Origin of the sequence: Pseudomonas putida, from assembly GCF_001636055.1 — a bacterium.
In the GTDB taxonomy this organism is placed as follows: domain Bacteria; phylum Pseudomonadota; class Gammaproteobacteria; order Pseudomonadales; family Pseudomonadaceae; genus Aquipseudomonas; species Aquipseudomonas machongensis.
The window spans coordinates 1873315-1890806 of record NZ_CP011789.1 but is presented as its reverse complement, the minus strand read 5'-3'; the positions used below and the strand labels follow the sequence as shown (position 1 = coordinate 1890806).

Annotated in this window: 19 protein-coding genes; 13 read left to right on the top strand and 6 right to left on the bottom strand. The window is 62.7% G+C overall.

The window, feature by feature from the left end; genetic code table 11:
- Positions 1–16 precede the first annotated feature (16 nt).
- From AB688_RS08685 to pdeM, 3 genes are all read left to right on the top strand, one after another.
- Positions 17–1132 carry a succinylglutamate desuccinylase/aspartoacylase family protein gene (locus AB688_RS08685; protein WP_063543462.1) on the top strand — a complete coding sequence of 372 codons (1116 nt, stop codon included), beginning with the start codon at positions 17–19 and terminating at the stop codon, positions 1130–1132.
- Between the two features lie 68 nt (positions 1133–1200).
- Positions 1201–3687 (top strand): ligase-associated DNA damage response DEXH box helicase, encoded by a 2487-nt coding sequence (locus tag AB688_RS08680; RefSeq protein ID WP_063543460.1) that lies wholly within the window; start codon positions 1201–1203, stop codon positions 3685–3687.
- Between the two features lie 2 nt (positions 3688–3689).
- On the top strand, positions 3690–4346 hold the full coding sequence (gene pdeM / locus AB688_RS08675; RefSeq protein ID WP_063543458.1) for a ligase-associated DNA damage response endonuclease PdeM: 657 nt from the start codon (positions 3690–3692) through the stop codon (positions 4344–4346).
- Here the strand turns inward: pdeM and AB688_RS08670 are convergent, their stop codons facing one another.
- Together AB688_RS08670 and dcd are read right to left on the bottom strand one after the other, a co-directional pair.
- On the bottom strand, positions 4347–4583 hold the full coding sequence (locus tag AB688_RS08670; RefSeq protein ID WP_054891778.1) for a hypothetical protein: 237 nt from the start codon (positions 4581–4583) through the stop codon (positions 4347–4349).
- Between the two features lie 96 nt (positions 4584–4679).
- Positions 4680–5246 carry a dCTP deaminase gene (dcd, locus tag AB688_RS08665; protein ID WP_003258001.1) on the bottom strand — a complete coding sequence of 189 codons (567 nt, stop codon included), beginning with the start codon at positions 5244–5246 and terminating at the stop codon, positions 4680–4682.
- A 325-nt stretch (positions 5247–5571) separates the two neighbouring features.
- Between dcd and AB688_RS08660 the strand changes: the two genes are divergently transcribed.
- A complete protein-coding gene (locus tag AB688_RS08660) occupies positions 5572–5781 on the top strand; it encodes a cold-shock protein (protein ID WP_003254922.1) in 210 nt (69 codons plus the stop codon).
- 129 nt (positions 5782–5910) lie between these two features.
- Here the strand turns inward: AB688_RS08660 and apbC are convergent, their stop codons facing one another.
- On the bottom strand, positions 5911–7005 hold the full coding sequence (apbC, locus tag AB688_RS08655) for an iron-sulfur cluster carrier protein ApbC (protein WP_063543456.1): 1095 nt from the start codon (positions 7003–7005) through the stop codon (positions 5911–5913).
- Between the two features lie 160 nt (positions 7006–7165).
- Here apbC and metG point away from each other — a divergent pair, with 160 nt between their 5' ends.
- The 8 genes from metG (at position 7166) to AB688_RS26980 (ending at position 13618) form a co-directional block, all read left to right on the top strand.
- Positions 7166–9205 (top strand): methionine--tRNA ligase, encoded by a 2040-nt coding sequence (gene metG, locus AB688_RS08650; RefSeq protein WP_063543454.1) that lies wholly within the window; start codon positions 7166–7168, stop codon positions 9203–9205.
- A gap of 114 nt (positions 9206–9319) precedes the next feature.
- Positions 9320–9853, top strand: coding sequence for an Rnf-Nqr domain containing protein (locus AB688_RS08645; protein WP_063543452.1), 534 nt, complete (start codon positions 9320–9322; stop codon positions 9851–9853).
- On the top strand, positions 9850–10629 hold the full coding sequence (locus tag AB688_RS08640) for an RnfABCDGE type electron transport complex subunit B (RefSeq protein WP_063543450.1): 780 nt from the start codon (positions 9850–9852) through the stop codon (positions 10627–10629). Before AB688_RS08645 ends, AB688_RS08640 begins: the two co-directional genes overlap by 4 nt.
- Positions 10616–11587 carry an RnfABCDGE type electron transport complex subunit D gene (locus AB688_RS08635; protein ID WP_063546667.1) on the top strand — a complete coding sequence of 324 codons (972 nt, stop codon included), beginning with the start codon at positions 10616–10618 and terminating at the stop codon, positions 11585–11587. The genes AB688_RS08640 and AB688_RS08635 overlap by 14 nt, the downstream gene beginning before the upstream one ends.
- Positions 11584–12186 carry an RnfABCDGE type electron transport complex subunit G gene (locus AB688_RS08630; protein ID WP_063543448.1) on the top strand — a complete coding sequence of 201 codons (603 nt, stop codon included), beginning with the start codon at positions 11584–11586 and terminating at the stop codon, positions 12184–12186. Before AB688_RS08635 ends, AB688_RS08630 begins: the two co-directional genes overlap by 4 nt.
- On the top strand, positions 12179–12700 hold the full coding sequence (locus AB688_RS08625; RefSeq protein ID WP_063543446.1) for an Rnf-Nqr domain containing protein: 522 nt from the start codon (positions 12179–12181) through the stop codon (positions 12698–12700). Before AB688_RS08630 ends, AB688_RS08625 begins: the two co-directional genes overlap by 8 nt.
- Before the next feature lie 4 nt (positions 12701–12704).
- The gene (gene nth / locus AB688_RS08620) at positions 12705–13343 is read left to right on the top strand and encodes an endonuclease III (RefSeq protein WP_063543444.1); all 639 of its coding nucleotides are present in this window, start codon (positions 12705–12707) and stop codon (positions 13341–13343) included.
- A 104-nt stretch (positions 13344–13447) separates the two neighbouring features.
- Positions 13448–13618, top strand: a complete 171-nt coding sequence (locus AB688_RS26980) for a PA3496 family putative envelope integrity protein (protein ID WP_196759882.1) — start codon at positions 13448–13450, stop codon at positions 13616–13618.
- 39 nt (positions 13619–13657) lie between these two features.
- Here AB688_RS26980 and AB688_RS08615 read toward each other — a convergent pair whose 3' ends face one another.
- Positions 13658–14284 (bottom strand): response regulator transcription factor, encoded by a 627-nt coding sequence (locus tag AB688_RS08615; RefSeq protein WP_063543442.1) that lies wholly within the window; start codon positions 14282–14284, stop codon positions 13658–13660.
- A gap of 375 nt (positions 14285–14659) precedes the next feature.
- Here AB688_RS08615 and AB688_RS08610 point away from each other — a divergent pair, with 375 nt between their 5' ends.
- Positions 14660–15091: a hypothetical protein gene (locus tag AB688_RS08610; RefSeq protein WP_063543440.1), complete on the top strand. Its 432-nt coding sequence runs from the start codon at positions 14660–14662 to the stop codon at positions 15089–15091.
- Positions 15092–15153: 62 nt separating this feature from the next.
- Here AB688_RS08610 and AB688_RS08605 read toward each other — a convergent pair whose 3' ends face one another.
- A complete protein-coding gene (locus AB688_RS08605) occupies positions 15154–16371 on the bottom strand; it encodes an argininosuccinate synthase (RefSeq protein WP_054891789.1) in 1218 nt (405 codons plus the stop codon).
- 128 nt (positions 16372–16499) lie between these two features.
- Positions 16500–17471 (bottom strand): flagellar protein MotY, encoded by a 972-nt coding sequence (locus AB688_RS08600; RefSeq protein WP_063543438.1) that lies wholly within the window; start codon positions 17469–17471, stop codon positions 16500–16502.
- Between the last annotated feature and the right edge of the window lie 21 nt (positions 17472–17492).

Here is a 17492-nt window from a genome sequence, read left to right as displayed (position 1 = left end):
GCAGACCAGGACCCCCATGCATCACTCGACCCACGAACTGCTGTCCCCCGTCCCCGGCATCTGCCGTCAGTTGCACAGCTTTCACTTCGGCCCACGCGGTGGCGGCAAGGTGTACATCCAGGCCTCGCTGCACGCCGACGAATTGCCCGGCATGCTGGTGGCCTGGCACCTCAAGCAGCGCCTGAACGAACTGCACCAGCAAGATCTGCTGCGCCGCGAGGTGGTGCTGGTGCCGGTGGCCAACCCGGTGGGTCTAGAACAGGTGCTGCTGGACGCACCGCTGGGGCGCTTCGAACTGCAGAGCGGGGAAAACTTCAATCGCAACTTCGTCGACCTGTCCGACAGCATCGGCGACCAGATCGAAAGCCACCTCACGCAAGACACGGCACACAACCTCTCGCTGATCCGGGAATACCTGCGCCGCGGGCTCGACAGCCACCCCGCCGTCACCCCCCTGCAATCCCAGCGCCTGGCCTTGCAGCGCCTGGCCTGCGACGCCGACATGGTGCTGGACCTGCACTGCGACTTCGAAGCCGTCGAACACCTCTACACCACGCCCGAAGCCTGGCCCCAGGTCGAGCCGCTGGCGCGCTATCTCGGCGCCCAGGCCAGCCTGCTGGCCACCGACTCCGGCGGGCAGTCGTTCGACGAGTGCTTCAGCCTGGTGTGGTGGCAACTGCAGCAGCGTTTTGCCAAGCGTTTCCCGATCCCCATGGGCAGCTTCTCGGTGACCATCGAGCTGCGCGGCCAGGCCGATGTCAACCACGAGCTGGCAAGCCAGGACTGCCAGGCAATCCTCGACTTCCTCACCCACAGCGGGGTGATCGAAGGTCAGCCCGCGGCATTGCCGCCGCTGCGCCAGCCCGCCACCCCGCTGGCTGCCGTGGAGCCATTGATCGCGCCGCTGGGCGGCCTGCTGGTGTTCCACGCAAAACCGGGGCAGTACCTGGAGCCTGGGCAACTGATCGCCGAGGTCATCGATCCGCTCAGCGACCGGGTGACGCCGATCCGCAACGTCCAGGGCGGGCTGCTCTACGCTCGCAGCGTCCGGCGCATGGCCACCACCGGCATGGTGATCGCCCATGTCGCAGGGGAAAAGGTCTGCCGCAGCGGCTATCTGCTGGCCAACTGATCCCGATCAAACCAAAGCACCTTGCGGCCGGTCTGTAGAAGCACAGCCTTCGACGAGACCGGCCGCCGATGCCATCCCCTTCCGACCTCGCCAACACCTGGTTCGCCTCCCGCAACTGGAAGCCTTTCGCCTTCCAGCGCAGCGTCTGGGCGGCGATCCAGCGCGGCGAGTCGGGCCTGCTGCATGCCAGCACCGGCAGCGGCAAGACCTACGCCGTCTGGCTCGGCGCCCTGCGCGCTTTCGCACAGTTGCACGACGCACGCCGACCGGCGCCACTCCAAGTGCTGTGGGTCACACCGATGCGCGCCCTGGCCAGCGATACCGCGCGCGCGCTGCAAGCACCGCTGGACGAATTGGAGCTGAACTGGACCATCGGGGTACGCAGCGGTGACACTACCAGTGCCGAACGTGCACGCCAGGCCCGGCGCCTGCCCAGCACGCTGGTCACCACTCCCGAAAGCCTCACCCTGCTGCTGACCCGCGAACAGGCTGCCGCCGACTTCGCCAGCCTGCGCCTGGTGGTGGTCGATGAATGGCACGAACTGCTCGGCAACAAGCGCGGCGTGCAGTTGCAACTGGCCCTGGCCCGGCTGCGGCGCTGGCAGCCGCAACTGGTGGTGTGGGGGCTTTCGGCCACCCTCGGCAACCTGCCGCACGCCCTTGAGGTCTTGCTGCCTGCCGGCGGGCGACTGGTTCAGGGCCGTCAGGACAAGCGCATCCTGGTCGACACCCTGGTGCCGAGCGCGATCGAACGCTTCCCCTGGGCCGGGCACATGGGGCTGAAGATGCTCCCTCAGGTCAGCGCCGAGATCGAGGCCAGCGCCAGCAGCCTGGTGTTCACCAACACCCGCGCCCAGGCCGAGCTCTGGTACCAGGCCCTGCTCGAGGCGCATCCCGAGTGGGCGGGACTGATCGCCCTGCACCACGCATCGCTTGCCCGGCACGCCCGTGACTGGGTCGAGCGCAGCCTCAAGCAGGGCACGCTGAAGGCGGTGGTCTGCACCTCGAGCCTCGACCTGGGAGTGGATTTCCTGCCCGTCGAACGCGTCCTGCAGATCGGCTCGGCCAAAGGCATCGCCCGCCTGCTGCAACGTGCAGGCCGCTCTGGGCACGCACCTGGGCGTACCTCACGGGTGACCCTGGTACCAACCCACAGCCTTGAACTGGTGGAAGCGGCCGCGGCACGCCAGGCGCTGGCTGCCGGGCATATCGAGGCACGCTATTCGCCGCGCCTGAGCATGGACGTGCTGGTCCAGCATCTGGTCAGCATGGCGCTGGGCAGTGGTTTCCGACCGGCCGAACTGTTCGAGGAGGTTCGCAGCACCTGGGCCTTTCGCGATCTCGAAGAGAGCCAGTGGCAATGGGCACTGTCATTTGTGCGCAATGGCGGCAGCTCGCTCACCGCCTACCCGGACTACCAGCGCGTCGCAGCGTACCCCGACGGCATCTGGCGCGTGGCCAGCGAGCGCCTCGCCCGGCGTCATCGTCTGGGTATCGGCACCATCGTCAGCGACGCCAGCCTGCAGTTGAAGTACTGGAGCAAAGGGGGCGGCGGCAAGTCGCTGGGCAGTGTGGAGGAATCTTTCATTGCCCGTCTCAAGCCCGGTGACGCGCTGTTGTTCGGCGGACGTATCCTGGAGCTGGTAAGGGTCGAGAACATGACCGCCTACGTGCGCCGCAGCACCGCGCGCAAGGCGGCGGTAGCACGCTGGAATGGCGGACGCATGCCGCTGTCGAGCGAGCTGGCGCAGGCGCTGGTCGAGCGTCTGGATGCAGCAGCCCACGGCCGCTACGAAGGCGCGGAAATGCATGCCGTTCGCCCCCTGCTGACACTTCAGGCGAGCTGGTCGGCCCTGCCCACACAGCGCACATTGCTGGCCGAAACCCTGCACTCGCGCCAGGGCTGGCACCTGTTTCTCTATCCCTTTGCCGGGCGCATGGCCAATCTGGGCCTTGCCAACCTGATCGCCTGGCGGGTCAGCCGCGTGCAGCCGCTGTCGGTATCGATCGCGGTCAATGACTACGGCTTCGAACTGCTCGCAGCAAGCCCTGTGGACTGGGCCGCGCACTTGCCCGATGCACTGGCTGCGGACAATTTGCTGGAAGATGTGCTGGCCAGTCTGAATGCTGGCGAGATGGCGCTGCGGCGCTTTCGTGAAATTGCCCAGATCGCCGGGCTGGTATTCGGCGGCTATCCCGCCGCGCAGAAAAGCACGCGCCAGCTCCAGGCCTCCAGTGGTCTGTTCTACGAGGTGTTTCGCAAGCATGACGCTGGCAATCTGCTGCTGGGCCAGGCGCGTGACGAGGTGCTGCGTGAGGAGCTGGAGATCGAGCGCCTGCATCAGCAGTTGCAGAAAATGTCAGGATTGCGCCTCGATCTGCACGCCTTGCGCCGGCCCGGGCCGCTGGCCTTCGCCCTATTGGTCGAGGGCATGCGCGAAACCCTGAGCACGGAAAAACTGGCAGACCGCATCGCCCGGATGGTGGCGGATCTCGAAAAGGCGGCGAGCCGAACCATGAGCGACCTTGCGGGAACTGAACGGAGGAAATCCTGAACGTGCACCACCTGGCGATCGAACATTGCGGCGAAACGCTGTGGCTGTTACCTGAAAAAGCGCTCTACTGGCCAGCCCGGCGCGCCCTTCTGGTTGCCGACCTGCACATTGGCAAGGCCGCCAGCTACCGCGCCCTGCACCAACCGGTGCCACGCGGTACTACCCAGGCGACCCTGGATCGCCTGGACACGCTCTTGCAGCATTACGATTGCCAGCAGTTGATCGTGCTCGGCGACTTTCTCCACGCACGTAGTGCGCGAGCACCTGCCACCCTGGCCCGTGTAGCTGCATGGCGCGAACGGCACCCAGGGTTACGGGTGGTCCTGGTGCGAGGCAATCACGACCGTCATGCTGGCGATCCGCCGCAGGAGCTCGCCATTGACGTTGTCGACGAGCCTTTGCTACTGCCGCCATTCGCGCTACAGCACGAGACCGGCGCTCACCCCGAGCATCCGGTGATCGCAGGCCATGTCCATCCGGCGTGCGTCCTGCGTGGTCGTGGCCGCCAACGCCTGCGCCTGGCGTGCTTCATGTTCCACGCAAAGGTCAGCCTGCTGCCGGCGTTCGGCGAGTTCACCGGCGGTTGGACGGTGCAACCAGAGCCCGGCGCCCGCCTGTTCGTCGTGGGCGATCAACGGGTCTGGGCAGTGCCGGCCTGATCAGGCGACTGGCGCCGGAGGCGGCTCGTCGGGCAAGGTCGGCTCGCCCGGCTCCATCGGCGGGTGCTCGCCAGGCTCGGGGGGTTGCGGGGTATCGGGATCAGGCTGGTGCGGGACGCCACCGGCGTGCAGATCCGTCGGCGGATGCGGGTGCGCGAGCAGAGTCCAGGCCATCATGCCGATCTGGTTCGGCTGCAGGACGGCCAGCTTCGCGCTGATTGCAGGATCGAGTTTCATGGGCTGCTCCTGACGAGGGCCGGCGTACGTCATGCACGCCGGGGACTTACCTCGTTGGAGTGGCAAAAGGGGAACTAATTCCCCCAGCTCGTCGGCTCAGGTACGTGGCAGCGTGACGCCGCGCTGGCCCTGGTATTTGCCGCCGCGATCCTTGTACGACACCTCGCACTCTTCATCGGATTGCAGGAACAACATCTGGGCCACGCCTTCGTTGGCGTAGATCTTGGCCGGCAGTGTGGTGGTGTTGGAGAACTCGAGGGTGACGTGCCCCTCCCACTCCGGCTCCAGGGGGGTGACATTTACGATGATGCCGCAGCGGGCATAAGTGCTCTTGCCCAGGCAGATGGTCAGGACATCGCGCGGAATGCGGAAGTACTCGACAGTACGGGCCAGGGCGAAGGAGTTCGGCGGGATGATGCAGACGTCGCTCTTGATGTCGACGAAGCTGCCGGCATCGAAGTTCTTCGGATCGACGGTGGCCGAATTGATGTTGGTGAACACCTTGAATTCATCGGCGCAACGTACGTCGTAGCCGTAGCTGGAGACACCGAAGGAGATCACCCGGCTGTCCTGTTCGCCCCGCACCTGGCGCTCGACGAACGGCTCGATCATGCCGTGTTCCTGCGCCATGCGGCGAATCCACTTGTCCGATTTGATGCTCATGGCGGGATGTCCTGAAAGTACGAGGTGAAAAAACGAGATGCGCATCTTACCGGTCCTGGCGCGCGCGTTAAAGTTCCCTGCCCCTATCCCGCGCCGGACGGGGGCTGGCCGCCCGCCGATCCGAATTTCATCAAAGCCGCTGTTGGCCATTGGCAGCTTGCGGAAAGTGGGGTAAGGTGGCGCCACTGTGCTGCACGTGACACCGAGAATCTGTTTGATGCACGATCCTGATCGGCCCATCGCTGAATTTTCCGCTCTCTTTGCACTCAGTCCCGGCCAGGGCAATTCCTGAGCCGAAATCTACTTTGTCCAAGGAGACAGACACATGTCCAATCGCCAATCCGGTGTTGTTAAGTGGTTCAACGATGAGAAGGGCTACGGCTTCATCACTCCTCAGTCGGGTGACGACCTGTTCGTACACTTCAAAGCCATCCAGGCTGACGGCTTCAAAACCCTGAAAGAAGGCCAGGCTGTTACTTTCGTCGCTACCCGCGGCCAGAAAGGCATGCAGGCTGAAGAAGTTCAAATCGCCTAAGTCGATTTAGCTTCCTCGCTTTCAAAAAAAACCCGCCTTCCGGCGGGTTTTTTTGTGCCTGCGCAAAACGACGCAAGCCCAGCAGGAACGGCTTGTGCCGCTCCTGCTGAGCTTGCGTAAGCCGGCGGATCAATCTTCGCTGATGGTAATGCTCGGCATTGCCGGCGCCGCCGCTTCCTGTAGCACGATCCGAGCCCCCACCTGACGGGCCAGCTCTTGGTAGACCATGGCAATCTGGCTTTCCGGCTCGGCGATCGCTGTCGGCTTGCCGCTGTCTGCCTGCTCGCGAATCAGCATCGACAGCGGCAACGACGCCAGCAACTCGACGCCATACTGCGCCGCCAGCTTCTCACCGCCACCTTCACCGAACAGGTGCTCGGCATGACCGCAGTTCGAGCAGATGTGCACCGCCATGTTCTCCACCACACCGAGGACCGGGATGTTGACCTTGCGGAACATCTCGACACCCTTCTTCGCATCCAGCAGCGCCAGGTCCTGCGGGGTGGTGACGATCACGGAACCGGCTACCGGCACTTTCTGCGCCAGGGTCAGTTGAATGTCGCCAGTGCCCGGCGGCATGTCGATCACCAGGTAGTCGAGGTCGTCCCAGGCGGTCTGGGTCACCAGTTGCAGCAAGGCGCCGGAAACCATCGGGCCACGCCAGACCATCGGTGTGTTGTCGTCGGTCAGGAACGCCATCGACATCACCTCGACGCCATGGGCCTTGATCGGCACGAACCACTTCTGCTCGCGAATCTGCGGGCGGGTGCCTTCGGGGATCCCGAACATCACACCCTGGCTTGGGCCGTAGATGTCCGCATCGAGAATACCGACCCTCGCGCCCTCGCGAGCCAGGGCCAAGGCCAGGTTGGCGGCAGTGGTCGACTTGCCGACGCCGCCCTTGCCCGAAGCCACGGCGATGACATTCTTCACATTGGCCAGCGCAGGCACCTGGGCCTGGGCCTTGTGCGTGGCGATCAGCGTATCGATGCTCACCTGCGCAGACGTCACGCCTTCGAGGTTCTCGATCGCCGTTTGCAATACCTGAGCCCAGCCGTTGCGAAACAGTGCAGCGGCATAGCCCAGCTGCAACTGCACACTGACCTGCCCACCTTGAATGTCGATCGCCCGCACGCAACCGGCGCTGACCGGGTCCTGGTTCAGGTAGGGGTCGGTGTACTGGCGAAGCACGCCTTCAATGGCGGCACGTGTGACGGCACTCATGGAGACTCCCGTGGCATTCCGAAAAAAGTGAATCAGGCGCCTATGCTAACCCGTCAACCGTCAGCAGATGCGTGTGCGGGGTGAAATATATTTCCCAGCCCTTTATAGTGGCCGATCATCCTCAATTTTTACCCGTCGCCAGATAAGTAGCCGAGCCACCATGTCCGAGCCACGCCAGATTCTCGTCACCAGCGCCCTGCCCTATGCCAATGGATCCATCCATCTTGGCCATATGCTTGAGTACATCCAGACGGACATGTGGGTACGCTTCCAGAAACTGCGTGGCAACCAGTGCATCTATGTCTGCGCCGACGACGCCCACGGTTCGGCGATCATGCTGCGCGCAGAGAAAGAAGGCATCACGCCCGAGCAGTTGATCGCCAACGTCCAGGCCGAGCACAGCAGTGACTTCGCCGACTTCCTGGTCGAGTTCGATAACTTCCACTCCACCCACAGCGAAGAGAACCGCGAGCTGTCGAGCCTGATCTACACGCGCCTGCGTGAAGCCGGGCACATCGCCAATCGCTCCGTGACCCAGTACTACGACCCCGAGAAGGGCATGTTCCTGGCCGACCGCTTCATCAAGGGCACCTGCCCCAAGTGCGGGACCGAGGACCAGTATGGCGACAACTGCGAGAAGTGCGGTGCCACCTATGCCCCCACCGAGCTGAAGAACCCCAAGTCGGCGATTTCCGGTGCCACGCCAGTACTGCGCGACTCCCAGCACTTCTTCTTCAAGCTGCCCGATTTCCAGGCCATGCTGCAGCAGTGGACACGCAGTGGCACCTTGCAGGACGCGGTCGCCAACAAACTCGCCGAGTGGCTGGATTCCGGTCTGCAGGAGTGGGACATTTCCCGTGACGCACCGTACTTCGGCTTCGAGATTCCGGGCGAGCCGGGCAAGTACTTCTATGTCTGGCTGGATGCGCCGATCGGCTACATGGCGAGCTTCAAGAACCTCTGTGACCGCCGCCCGGAGCTGGACTTCGACGCGTTCTGGAACGCAGACTCCAAAGCCGAGCTGTATCACTTCATCGGCAAGGACATCGTCAACTTCCACGCGCTCTTCTGGCCCGCCATGCTCGAAGGTGCAGGTTTCCGCAAGCCGTCTGCCGTCAACGTGCACGGCTACCTGACGGTCAACGGCGCGAAGATGTCCAAGTCTCGCGGCACCTTCATCAAGGCCCGCACCTACCTCGACCACCTGCAGCCCGAGTACCTGCGTTACTACTACGCAGCCAAGCTGGGCCGTGGGGTCGACGATCTCGACTTGAACCTCGAGGACTTCGTGCAGAAGGTCAACTCCGACCTGGTGGGCAAGGTGGTCAACATTGCCAGCCGCTGCGCAGGCTTCATCCACAAGGGCAATGAAGGCGTAATGGTTGCTGGCGACGCCGCACCGGAGCTGACCGAAGCCTTCCTGACCGCCGCACCCTCGATCGCCGAAGCCTACGAGGCCCGTGACTTTGGCCGTGCCATGCGCGAAATCATGGCCCTGGCCGACCGCGCCAACGCCTGGATCGCCGACAAGGCACCGTGGTCGCTGGCCAAGCAGGAAGGCAAGCAGGATGAAGTCCAGGCCATCTGCGCCCAGGGCATCAACCTGTTCCGCCAGCTGGTGATCTTCCTCAAGCCGGTACTTCCAGTGCTGGCCGCCGACGCCGAGGCCTTCCTCAACGTCGCACCGCTTGAGTGGAACGACCTGCAGTCGCGCCTGGAAAACCACAAGCTGAACCCGTTCAAGGCCCTGATGAGCCGCATCGAGCCAGCCAAAGTCGAAGCCATGGTCGCCGCCAGCAAGGAAGACCTGCTGGCCGCCGAAGGCAAGGCGCCGGCCGGCAACGGCGAGCTGGAGAAGGACCCGCTGTCGGCCGAGATCGAGTTCGACACCTTCGCCGCCGTCGACCTGCGGGTGGCGCTGATCGTCAAGGCCGAGGCCGTTGCCGGTGCTGACAAGCTGCTGCAACTCACCCTCGACATCGGCGACGAGCGTCGCAACGTGTTCTCCGGCATCAAGTCGGCCTACCCGGACCCATCGAAGCTCGAAGGCCGACTGACCATGATGGTGGCCAACCTCAAACCCCGGAAAATGCGCTTTGGTGTGTCCGAAGGCATGGTCATGGCTGCCGGCCCTGGCGGTGAAGAGATCTACCTGCTGAGCCCGGACAGCGGCGCCAAGCCAGGTCAGCGTATCAAGTAAGACCTTCTTGCCCAGGGGATCGTCCTGCGATCCCCTGGCTTGCCTCCTCTTTGGGCATTTCCAATGCCTGCTCCCTGCCGGATAATCGTTCCATCCCCGGCCCTCGGCACCTCCATGAGCGATTTCGTCCTGGTTCTGGTCAGCGCCGCGCTGGTCAATCACCTGATCCTGCACAGCGGCACGCCCGACCGTGCACGCCTGCACCTGCTCGGCCTGTGCAGCGCACTGTCGATGCTGTTGATGGTGCCCGCAGCCCTGTTGCTTCGCCAGCCGCAGCTGGCAGGGCTGCAACTGTTGCTGGCGTTGCCATTGCTGGCGCTGCTGGCGTGGGGCATCCCGACGGCACTGGCGCGCCTGCGCCCTCATTGGCCGTTAGAGAACCTGGCCCCGCTGCTGCTGGGTAATGTCGCGGTGCTAGGCTTGCTGTTGCACTTGGCCACAGCGCAATCCAGCCCAGCCGCTACTGGCGCCTGGGCCCTGGCCCTGGGAATGGGGTTCTGGCTGGCACTGGCATTGTTCGACGACCTGCGCCAACGTCTCGATCATCCTGATGTGCCCCGCGCTTTTCGCGGCCTGCCGATCGAGCTGATAAGCGCCGGAGTCATGGCCATGGCCTTTTCTGGCTTCAACGGACTGTTCACACAATGAACCTGATTCACCGCATCGACGCCCTGCTACCGCAGACCCAGTGTGGCAAATGCGATCACGCAGGCTGTCGACCTTACGCAGAAGGCCTGGCGGCGGGCGAAGCGATCAACAAATGCCCGCCTGGCGGCAGCGAAACCATCGCCGCCCTGGCCCAGCTGCTGCAGGTGCCAGTGATCGCCCCGGACCCCGAGCGCCGTGCGGCGCCAGCGCAGGTCGCCTTCATCCGCGAAGCCGAGTGCATCGGCTGCACCAAGTGCATCCAGGCCTGCCCGGTAGATGCCATCGTTGGTGCCAGCAAGCTGATGCATACCGTGATCGCCAGCGAGTGCACCGGCTGCGACCTGTGCCTGGCGCCCTGCCCGGTCGACTGCATCGAGCTGCTGCCACTGCCGGACAACCTGGTGCCGATCGTCGGTGGACTGGCGCAGACCGCCGAGCATCTGGTCGCTCGCAGCCATCGTCGCAATCAGGCGCGACTGCGCCACGAACAACGAACTGTACGCCTGCAGCGCGAAGAAACGCGCCGCCAGGCCGAGCGCCAAGCCCGAGTTCAGCGCATCACCGGCACGCAAGGGGCTGATCAGGAGAGCGCGCTGAAACGGGCCAAGATCGCTGCGGCCATGAGCCGTGCCCAGTTGAACGCCGCGCGTGGCGCCCTGGGCGCGACAGCGGACCAGGCACAGCATGCACAGGTCCAGCGACTGGAGGCGGCAGCGCAGAAGGCGCAGCAACAGCTCGATGCGCTACTGGTCGGACCGGGCCATGCAGGCGCCTGACAGCCGCCAGCGCAATGCCATGGGCCAGGTGCTGCTGGCCTGTGTCCCTGGCCTGCTATGCCTGCTCTGGTTGCAGGGTTGGGGCGTGCTGTTCAACCTGCTGTTGTGCAGCGCAACGGCACTGACCTGCGAGGCGGTATCGCTGTATCTGCGTGGCCAGCCAATACGCCCTTTCCTCAGCGACGGCAGCGCGCTGGTCAGCGCCGTGCTGCTGGCGATCGCCCTGCCCACCCTGGCGCCCTGGTGGCTGCCGATGACCGCGGTGCTGGTGGCGATCCCCCTGGGCAAGCACGCATTCGGCGGCGTCGGCCGCAATCCGTTCAACCCGGCCATGCTGGGATACGCCTTCGTGCTGCTGAGCTTCCCGCTGCAAATGACCCACTGGCCGACGGGCAACCTCCAACTGGCAGACAGCCTGGGCCTGGTATTCGGCGACGGCACGCAGATCGATGCCTGGGCCGGCCCCACGGTACTCGACGTGCTGCGCCACAACCGCAGCCTGACCCTCGACGAGCTGTTCGCCAGCAACCCCGGCTTCGGTAACCTCGGTGGGCGCACCAGCGAATGGCTGAACCTGGCATTCCTGCTGGGCGGCATCTTTCTCCTGCAGCGCCGCGTGTTCAGCTGGCATGCCCCAGCGGGGCTACTGGGTGCGCTACTGGTCGTCAGCCTGCTGTTCTGGAACGGCTCGGGGTCGGACTCTCACGGCTCACCGTTGCTTCACCTGTTCAGCGGATCGACCATGCTGGCGGCGTTCTTCATAGCCACCGAACCGGTGTCCGGCCCTCGCCTGCCGCTAGCCCGCCTGTTGTTCGGCATCGGCTGCGGGCTGCTGATCTACTTGATACGCACCTGGGGCAGTTACCCCGACGGCACGGCTTTCGCGGTACTGCTGATGAACCTGGGAGTACCGGCGCTCGATCGCCTTGCAGCCCGGCGCCAGGCCCTCACATCATGAACGCGAGGCTGCGCGACCTGCTCTACCTTGCCTTGGTCGCCGTCCTGGCCGTCGCCGCCACCCTGGTCTGGCGGCAGTGGACGTCTGCGCCCATTGCCGATGCCGCACGAGAGCTGCAAGAACAACAATGGCTGGCGGTGCTGCCCCCACAGCGGTACGACAACGATCCACTGCAAGCGCCTCTACCTATCACCAACACCGAACTGCAGCACAGTCGGCTACTGGGCGGCTACCGCGCAACCCTGGCCAGCACTACCAGTGCCATCGTGCTACGCAGCCAGACCCAGGGATATGCTGGCCCCATCATGCTGTCGATCGCCATCGATCCCCATGGCCGCCTGATCGCGACACGGGTGCTGGCACAGGAAGAAAGCCCGGGGCTCGGCGGGCAACTAGGCGACCGTGCGAGCCACTGGATTGAGCAATTCGACCGGCAAGGCGCAGAGGCCAACTGGGCGGTGAAACGCGATCAAGGCGACTTCGACCAGTTGGCCGGCGCCACCGTCACCTCACGCGCAGTGATGGCGGCCTTGCAGGATGCCCTGCGCTACTTCGATGCACATCGCAGCAGTCTGTTGGAGCACACCACCGATGAATAGGTTCTGGCTGCTGGGCAGTGCCCTGGCCCCTTTGCTCGGCGCCACCCAGACCCTGGCGAACGCGCTGGTAATCGGATTGTCGACCCTGTTGCTGGTAGTCGGCCACCAAGCGCTGACGCGACCTCTGCGCCGCATGATCGGTGCCCCGCGGATCATCGCCAGCCTGATACTCGCCGCCGCCCTGGCGAGCTGCCTGCAATTGGGCCTGAACGCCTGGGCGCTCCCGCTGGCGCTGAGCCTGGGCCATTATCCTGCCCTGCTGAGCCTGCACTGCGTCGCTGTGGATGCCCTGGCATCGCACACTGGGCGCTGGCCGGCGCTCATCCGGCATCTGCTGGGCCTGATGGGCCTGTACCTGATATTGGGTGCCTGCCGCCAATGGCTGGGACAGAGTGCCGGCATCCACCTGGCGGTCCTGACACCCGGCGCATTGATACTGCTCGGCCTGCTCCTGGCCTTGTACAATCGCCTGCGTCCGGCCCCTGCCACCTCAAGCCGTCAAGGAACGCTTTGACCTCATGAATGCCGCCAAACGCCTGGAGATCTTCCGCAGGCTGCACGAAGACAATCCTGAACCAAAAACCGAATTGGCCTATACCACGCCCTTCGAACTGCTGATTGCCGTCATCCTTTCCGCGCAGGCGACGGATGTCGGCGTCAACAAGTCGACCGCGCGGCTCTACCCTATCGCCAATACGCCCGAGGCTATTTATGCCCTGGGGGTCGAGGGTTTGAGCGAATACATCAAGACCATCGGCCTTTACAACAGCAAGGCGAAGAACGTCATCGAGACCTGCCGCTTGCTGATAGAGCAACACGGCAGCGAAGTCCCGCAAACGCGCGAAGCACTAGAGGCATTGCCCGGCGTCGGTCGCAAGACTGCGAACGTGGTGCTCAATACCGCCTTTGGCCAACTGGCCATGGCGGTCGATACGCACATCTTCCGCGTCAGCAATCGCACCGGCATCGCGCCGGGCAAGACGGTACTGGACGTCGAGAAGAAGCTGATGAAATTCGTACCAAGGGATTACCTGCTCGACGCCCACCACTGGCTCATTCTCCACGGGCGCTACGTCTGCCAGGCACGCAAGCCACGCTGTGGCAGCTGCAGGATCGAAGACTTGTGCGAGTACAGGGACAAGACCTCTGACGATTGAGGCAATAGCGAAAAACCAACCAATTCGATTGAAAAAATCTTTTTTACCGACTCCGTGATTCTCGCTATAAGGACGGCCAATGGCCCTTTGGCTTGGAGTGACACATGAGCACCGATAAAGACGAGCTGATCGAAGATGATTTCGTTGCGCAGGACGAAGACGAACCCCAGGTAGAAACCGCGAAGACCAACCTCAGCAAACGCCGCACCATCGACAATCTGTTGGAAGAACGGCGCCTGCAAAGGCAGCTGGCTGATTTCGATTACGATCTGTAGCGCTGCGAAAAAGCCTCCCGCAAAGGAGGCTTTTCTGTTTCAGGCCAAGCCATGACGCTGGGCCAGCTCGATCAGATCGACCAAAGACCGGGCATTGAGCTTGAGTAGCAGTCGGGTCTTGTAGGTGCTGACAGTTTTGTTGCTGAGAAACATGCTGTCAGCGATTTCCTTGTTCGTGCGCCCCCTTGCCAACTGTTGCAATACCATCATTTCACGCCCTGAGAGGCGTTCGACCATCTCCGTCTCACTGCCGCCAGTGACACCGCTACGGGTCTTGTGCAACGCCTGGTTGGGAAAGTAGCTGTAACCCGACAGCACGGCCTTGATTGCACTGAGCAGCTCGGTCAATTCCTGCTGTTTGCACACATAACCTGCAGACCCGGCCTGCATGCAACGCATGGAGAAATGCCCCGGTGCCTGCGATGTCAGTACCAATACCTTGCTGCCCGGACTTGCAGCGGTCATCCGTGCGATCACTTCCAGACCGTCGAGTTTGGGTATACCGATATCGAGCACGACGATATCCGGCAGACACTCTCGGGTCAGTTGCAGCGCATCCACCCCATTGTCCGTTTCCGCCACCACTTCATATCCATGCCGCTCCATCAACATACGTACGGCCAAGCGAATGACCGGATGATCATCCACGATAAGTACTTTATTCATGGGATATCCATTGATCCATTATTCTAGTTTTGACACGCCAAGATAACCGAGCCAATAGCGTAATGGCGCAGCCATTCCCTGATAGAGAGCACTCAAAGATGAAACTTACATCGTTAATAGAAACTTCCTACACCCATTGCGCCGCACTAATCGATGTCTATCCATTCGGCAACATGCTCGTGAAAACTAGCATGAACAGGAAAAGCGACAGGTGGGGATAACGCCTCAAAGCGGTGGGACATTTCGATCTTCTGATAAAGAAAGATTTATTGCCCTGCCAGCAAAGCGGTGTTCTTTCCTGATGAGGAAAGAACAGACGTTTTCACAGGGAGCCAGAAGCGATACAGATGCGCTGACACCAGGAGATCGAATGCCATGAATAATCCCGCAAAGATCACCCCCTTGGGAATTATCGCCATCTTCGCCAGCGTCATCGAAGCATCGGCGATCGCCTCGCTACCGTTTCTGAACCCAGAGAGCCAGGTGATGTACACCTGGTTTCTAATAGGGTTTCCGTTCTTTCTGACAGTACTGTTCTTCCTGACCCTCAACTTCAACTACGAATCGCTCTACACGCCGGAACACAGAGCTGTACATCGGTCAGCCGACGATTATGGCGAGGGTGAAGCAGCCTCGGCCACGCTGTTCGGGTCGGATGTGCGCCAGACCATCGAAACCGAGATCCTGCCCGAACTGATTAAACCCCCACAGCACGAACGGCGCTGGACGCTCTATAACCTGAGCGCACACTCCTGCATCCAACTGTCGGTGCGTGCCATCAAGAAAGGAGAAAAGATTGCGCTGTAGGTACAGAAGGGCAAAAAAAAACCCGGCCAACAAGGGCCGGGTTTTTCACAACCTGCCAAAACTCAGAGCAACGAACGGCCCTTGTTGGCGGCAATGCGCATGCGCAGTGCGTTGAGCTTGATGAAGCCGGCAGCATCGGCCTGGTTGTAGGCGCCCCCATCTTCCTCGAAGGTCGCGATGTTGGCGTCGAACAGCGAGTCATCCGACTTGCGACCCACCACGGTGACATTGCCCTTGTACAGCTTCAGGCGCACGACACCGTTCACATTGGTCTGCGAAGCATCGATCATCTGCTGCAGCATCAGACGCTCGGGGCTCCACCAGTAGCCGGTGTAGATCAGGCTGGCGTACTTGGGCATCAGCTCATCTTTGAGGTGAGCGACTTCGCGGTCCAGGGTGATCGACTCGATGGCACGGTGAGCACGCAGCATGATGGTGCCGCCAGGCGTCTCGTAGCAGCCGCGCGACTTCATGCCGACGTAGCGGTTCTCGACGATGTCCAGACGACCGATGCCGTTGGCGCCGCCGATGCGGTTGAGGTCTGCGAGCACGGTGGCCGGGGTCTTCTCGACGCCGTCGATGGCGACGATGTCGCCATTGCGGTAGGTCAGCTCGATGTAGGTGGCCTGGTCAGGGGCGTTCTCCGGAGAGACGCTCCAACGCCACATGTCTTCCTCGTGCTCGGTCCAGGTATCTTCCAGGACACCGCCTTCGTAGGAGATGTGCAGCAGGTTGGCGTCCATCGAGTACGGCGACTTCTTCTTGCCGTGACGCTCGATCGGAATGCCGTGCTTCTCGGCATAGTCCATGAGTTTTTCGCGGGACAGCAGGTCCCACTCACGCCATGGTGCGATGACCTTGACACCTGGCTTGAGCGCGTAGGCCCCCAGCTCGAAACGCACTTGGTCGTTACCCTTGCCGGTGGCGCCGTGGGAAATGGCGTCAGCGCCGGTTTCGTTGGCGATTTCGATCAGGCGCTTGGCGATCAGCGGACGGGCGATGGAGGTACCCAGCAGGTACTCGCCTTCATACACGGTGTTGGCGCGGAACATCGGGAAGACGAAATCTCGCACGAACTCTTCGCGCAGGTCGTCGATGTAGATTTCCTTGACGCCCATTGCCTGTGCCTTGGCACGGGCCGGCTCGACCTCTTCACCCTGGCCAAGATCTGCGGTGAAGGTCACCACTTCACAGTTGTAGGTGTCTTGCAGCCACTTGAGAATCACCGAAGTATCAAGGCCGCCGGAATACGCCAGTACGACCTTTTTTACGTCCGCCATGCCATCACTCCACGGGGTTGTACGGAAAGCCGTCGATTCTACCGATCTCGCGGGGGAATTTACAGTGGCGCGACAGCTTGTGATGACAAAGCGACAGGAAATGTCGTGAGCGCGACCCGTGGTCGCAGTCAGACTTTCTTCGCACCCGCCGGCAATGCCGCAGGCACGCTGGCCGGCGTAGCGGCCGCCGGCTGCGCCGGGGCGACAGGTGTTGCATCGCGAGGCTTTTCAGTAGGTTTCTCGATCGGCGTGACACGGTCGAGCTGGATGTTGACCCGGCGATTGCGGGCGCGGTTGGCGGCTGTATTGTTCTTGGCCAGCGGGTAGCGCTCGCCATGGAAACGTACGGTGATCTGCTCTTCCGGCACACCGTGGGCCTTGAGGTATTCAGCCACCGCCAGCGCGCGACGGCGCGAAGCGTCGCGATTGGTCAGGCGGTTACCGCTGTTGTCGGAGTGCCCATCAAGCTCGATGTGATTGACCGATGGGTCGGCCTTCAGATAATCGAGTATCACGTCCAGGCGCGCGCGCGCTGCACTGTCCAGATCGAAGCCGGTGCCGGGGAACGGCACCTGCGTCTGGCGAATCTGGTCATAGTTCATCGGCAGGAGTTTGGCGGCACACAATTGGTAGTCGCTATAGGCCTTGGCGAAACTCACCGGAAGCACATGCACCTCCATCGGCCGGCCGCCCTCGCCGGCGTAGTTGCGCACCACGGTGCTGCGACCGTCCAGCAGACCATTGATCAAGCGGCTGGCCTGGCCCTGCGAAGTGCTGAACAGCACGCCATTGCGGCCCATGCGCACCGCCCCCAAGTTGATGTCGCCACGCCCGGGCTGCCAAGGGGCAGCGGCGGCCAGCAGCGTTGCCGAACCTGCGCCCAGTGCATTGCTGTCCGACCGCAGCTGGAAGACCGGCTGCTCACCTGCACGACGCACGAACTCACCGCTGCCGAAACCGTCGATCGGCTGGATCAGCCGGCACTCGAACTGGTCGCCCTCGACCTTCCAGGCAATGTTCTCCATGCGAGTCTGGAAGGTAAGTGCTCCGGCCGGCAGGCTGGCACACAGGCTGAACAGGAGTAGGTAACGCTGGCGCACGGGCGGCTCCACAGATTCTGA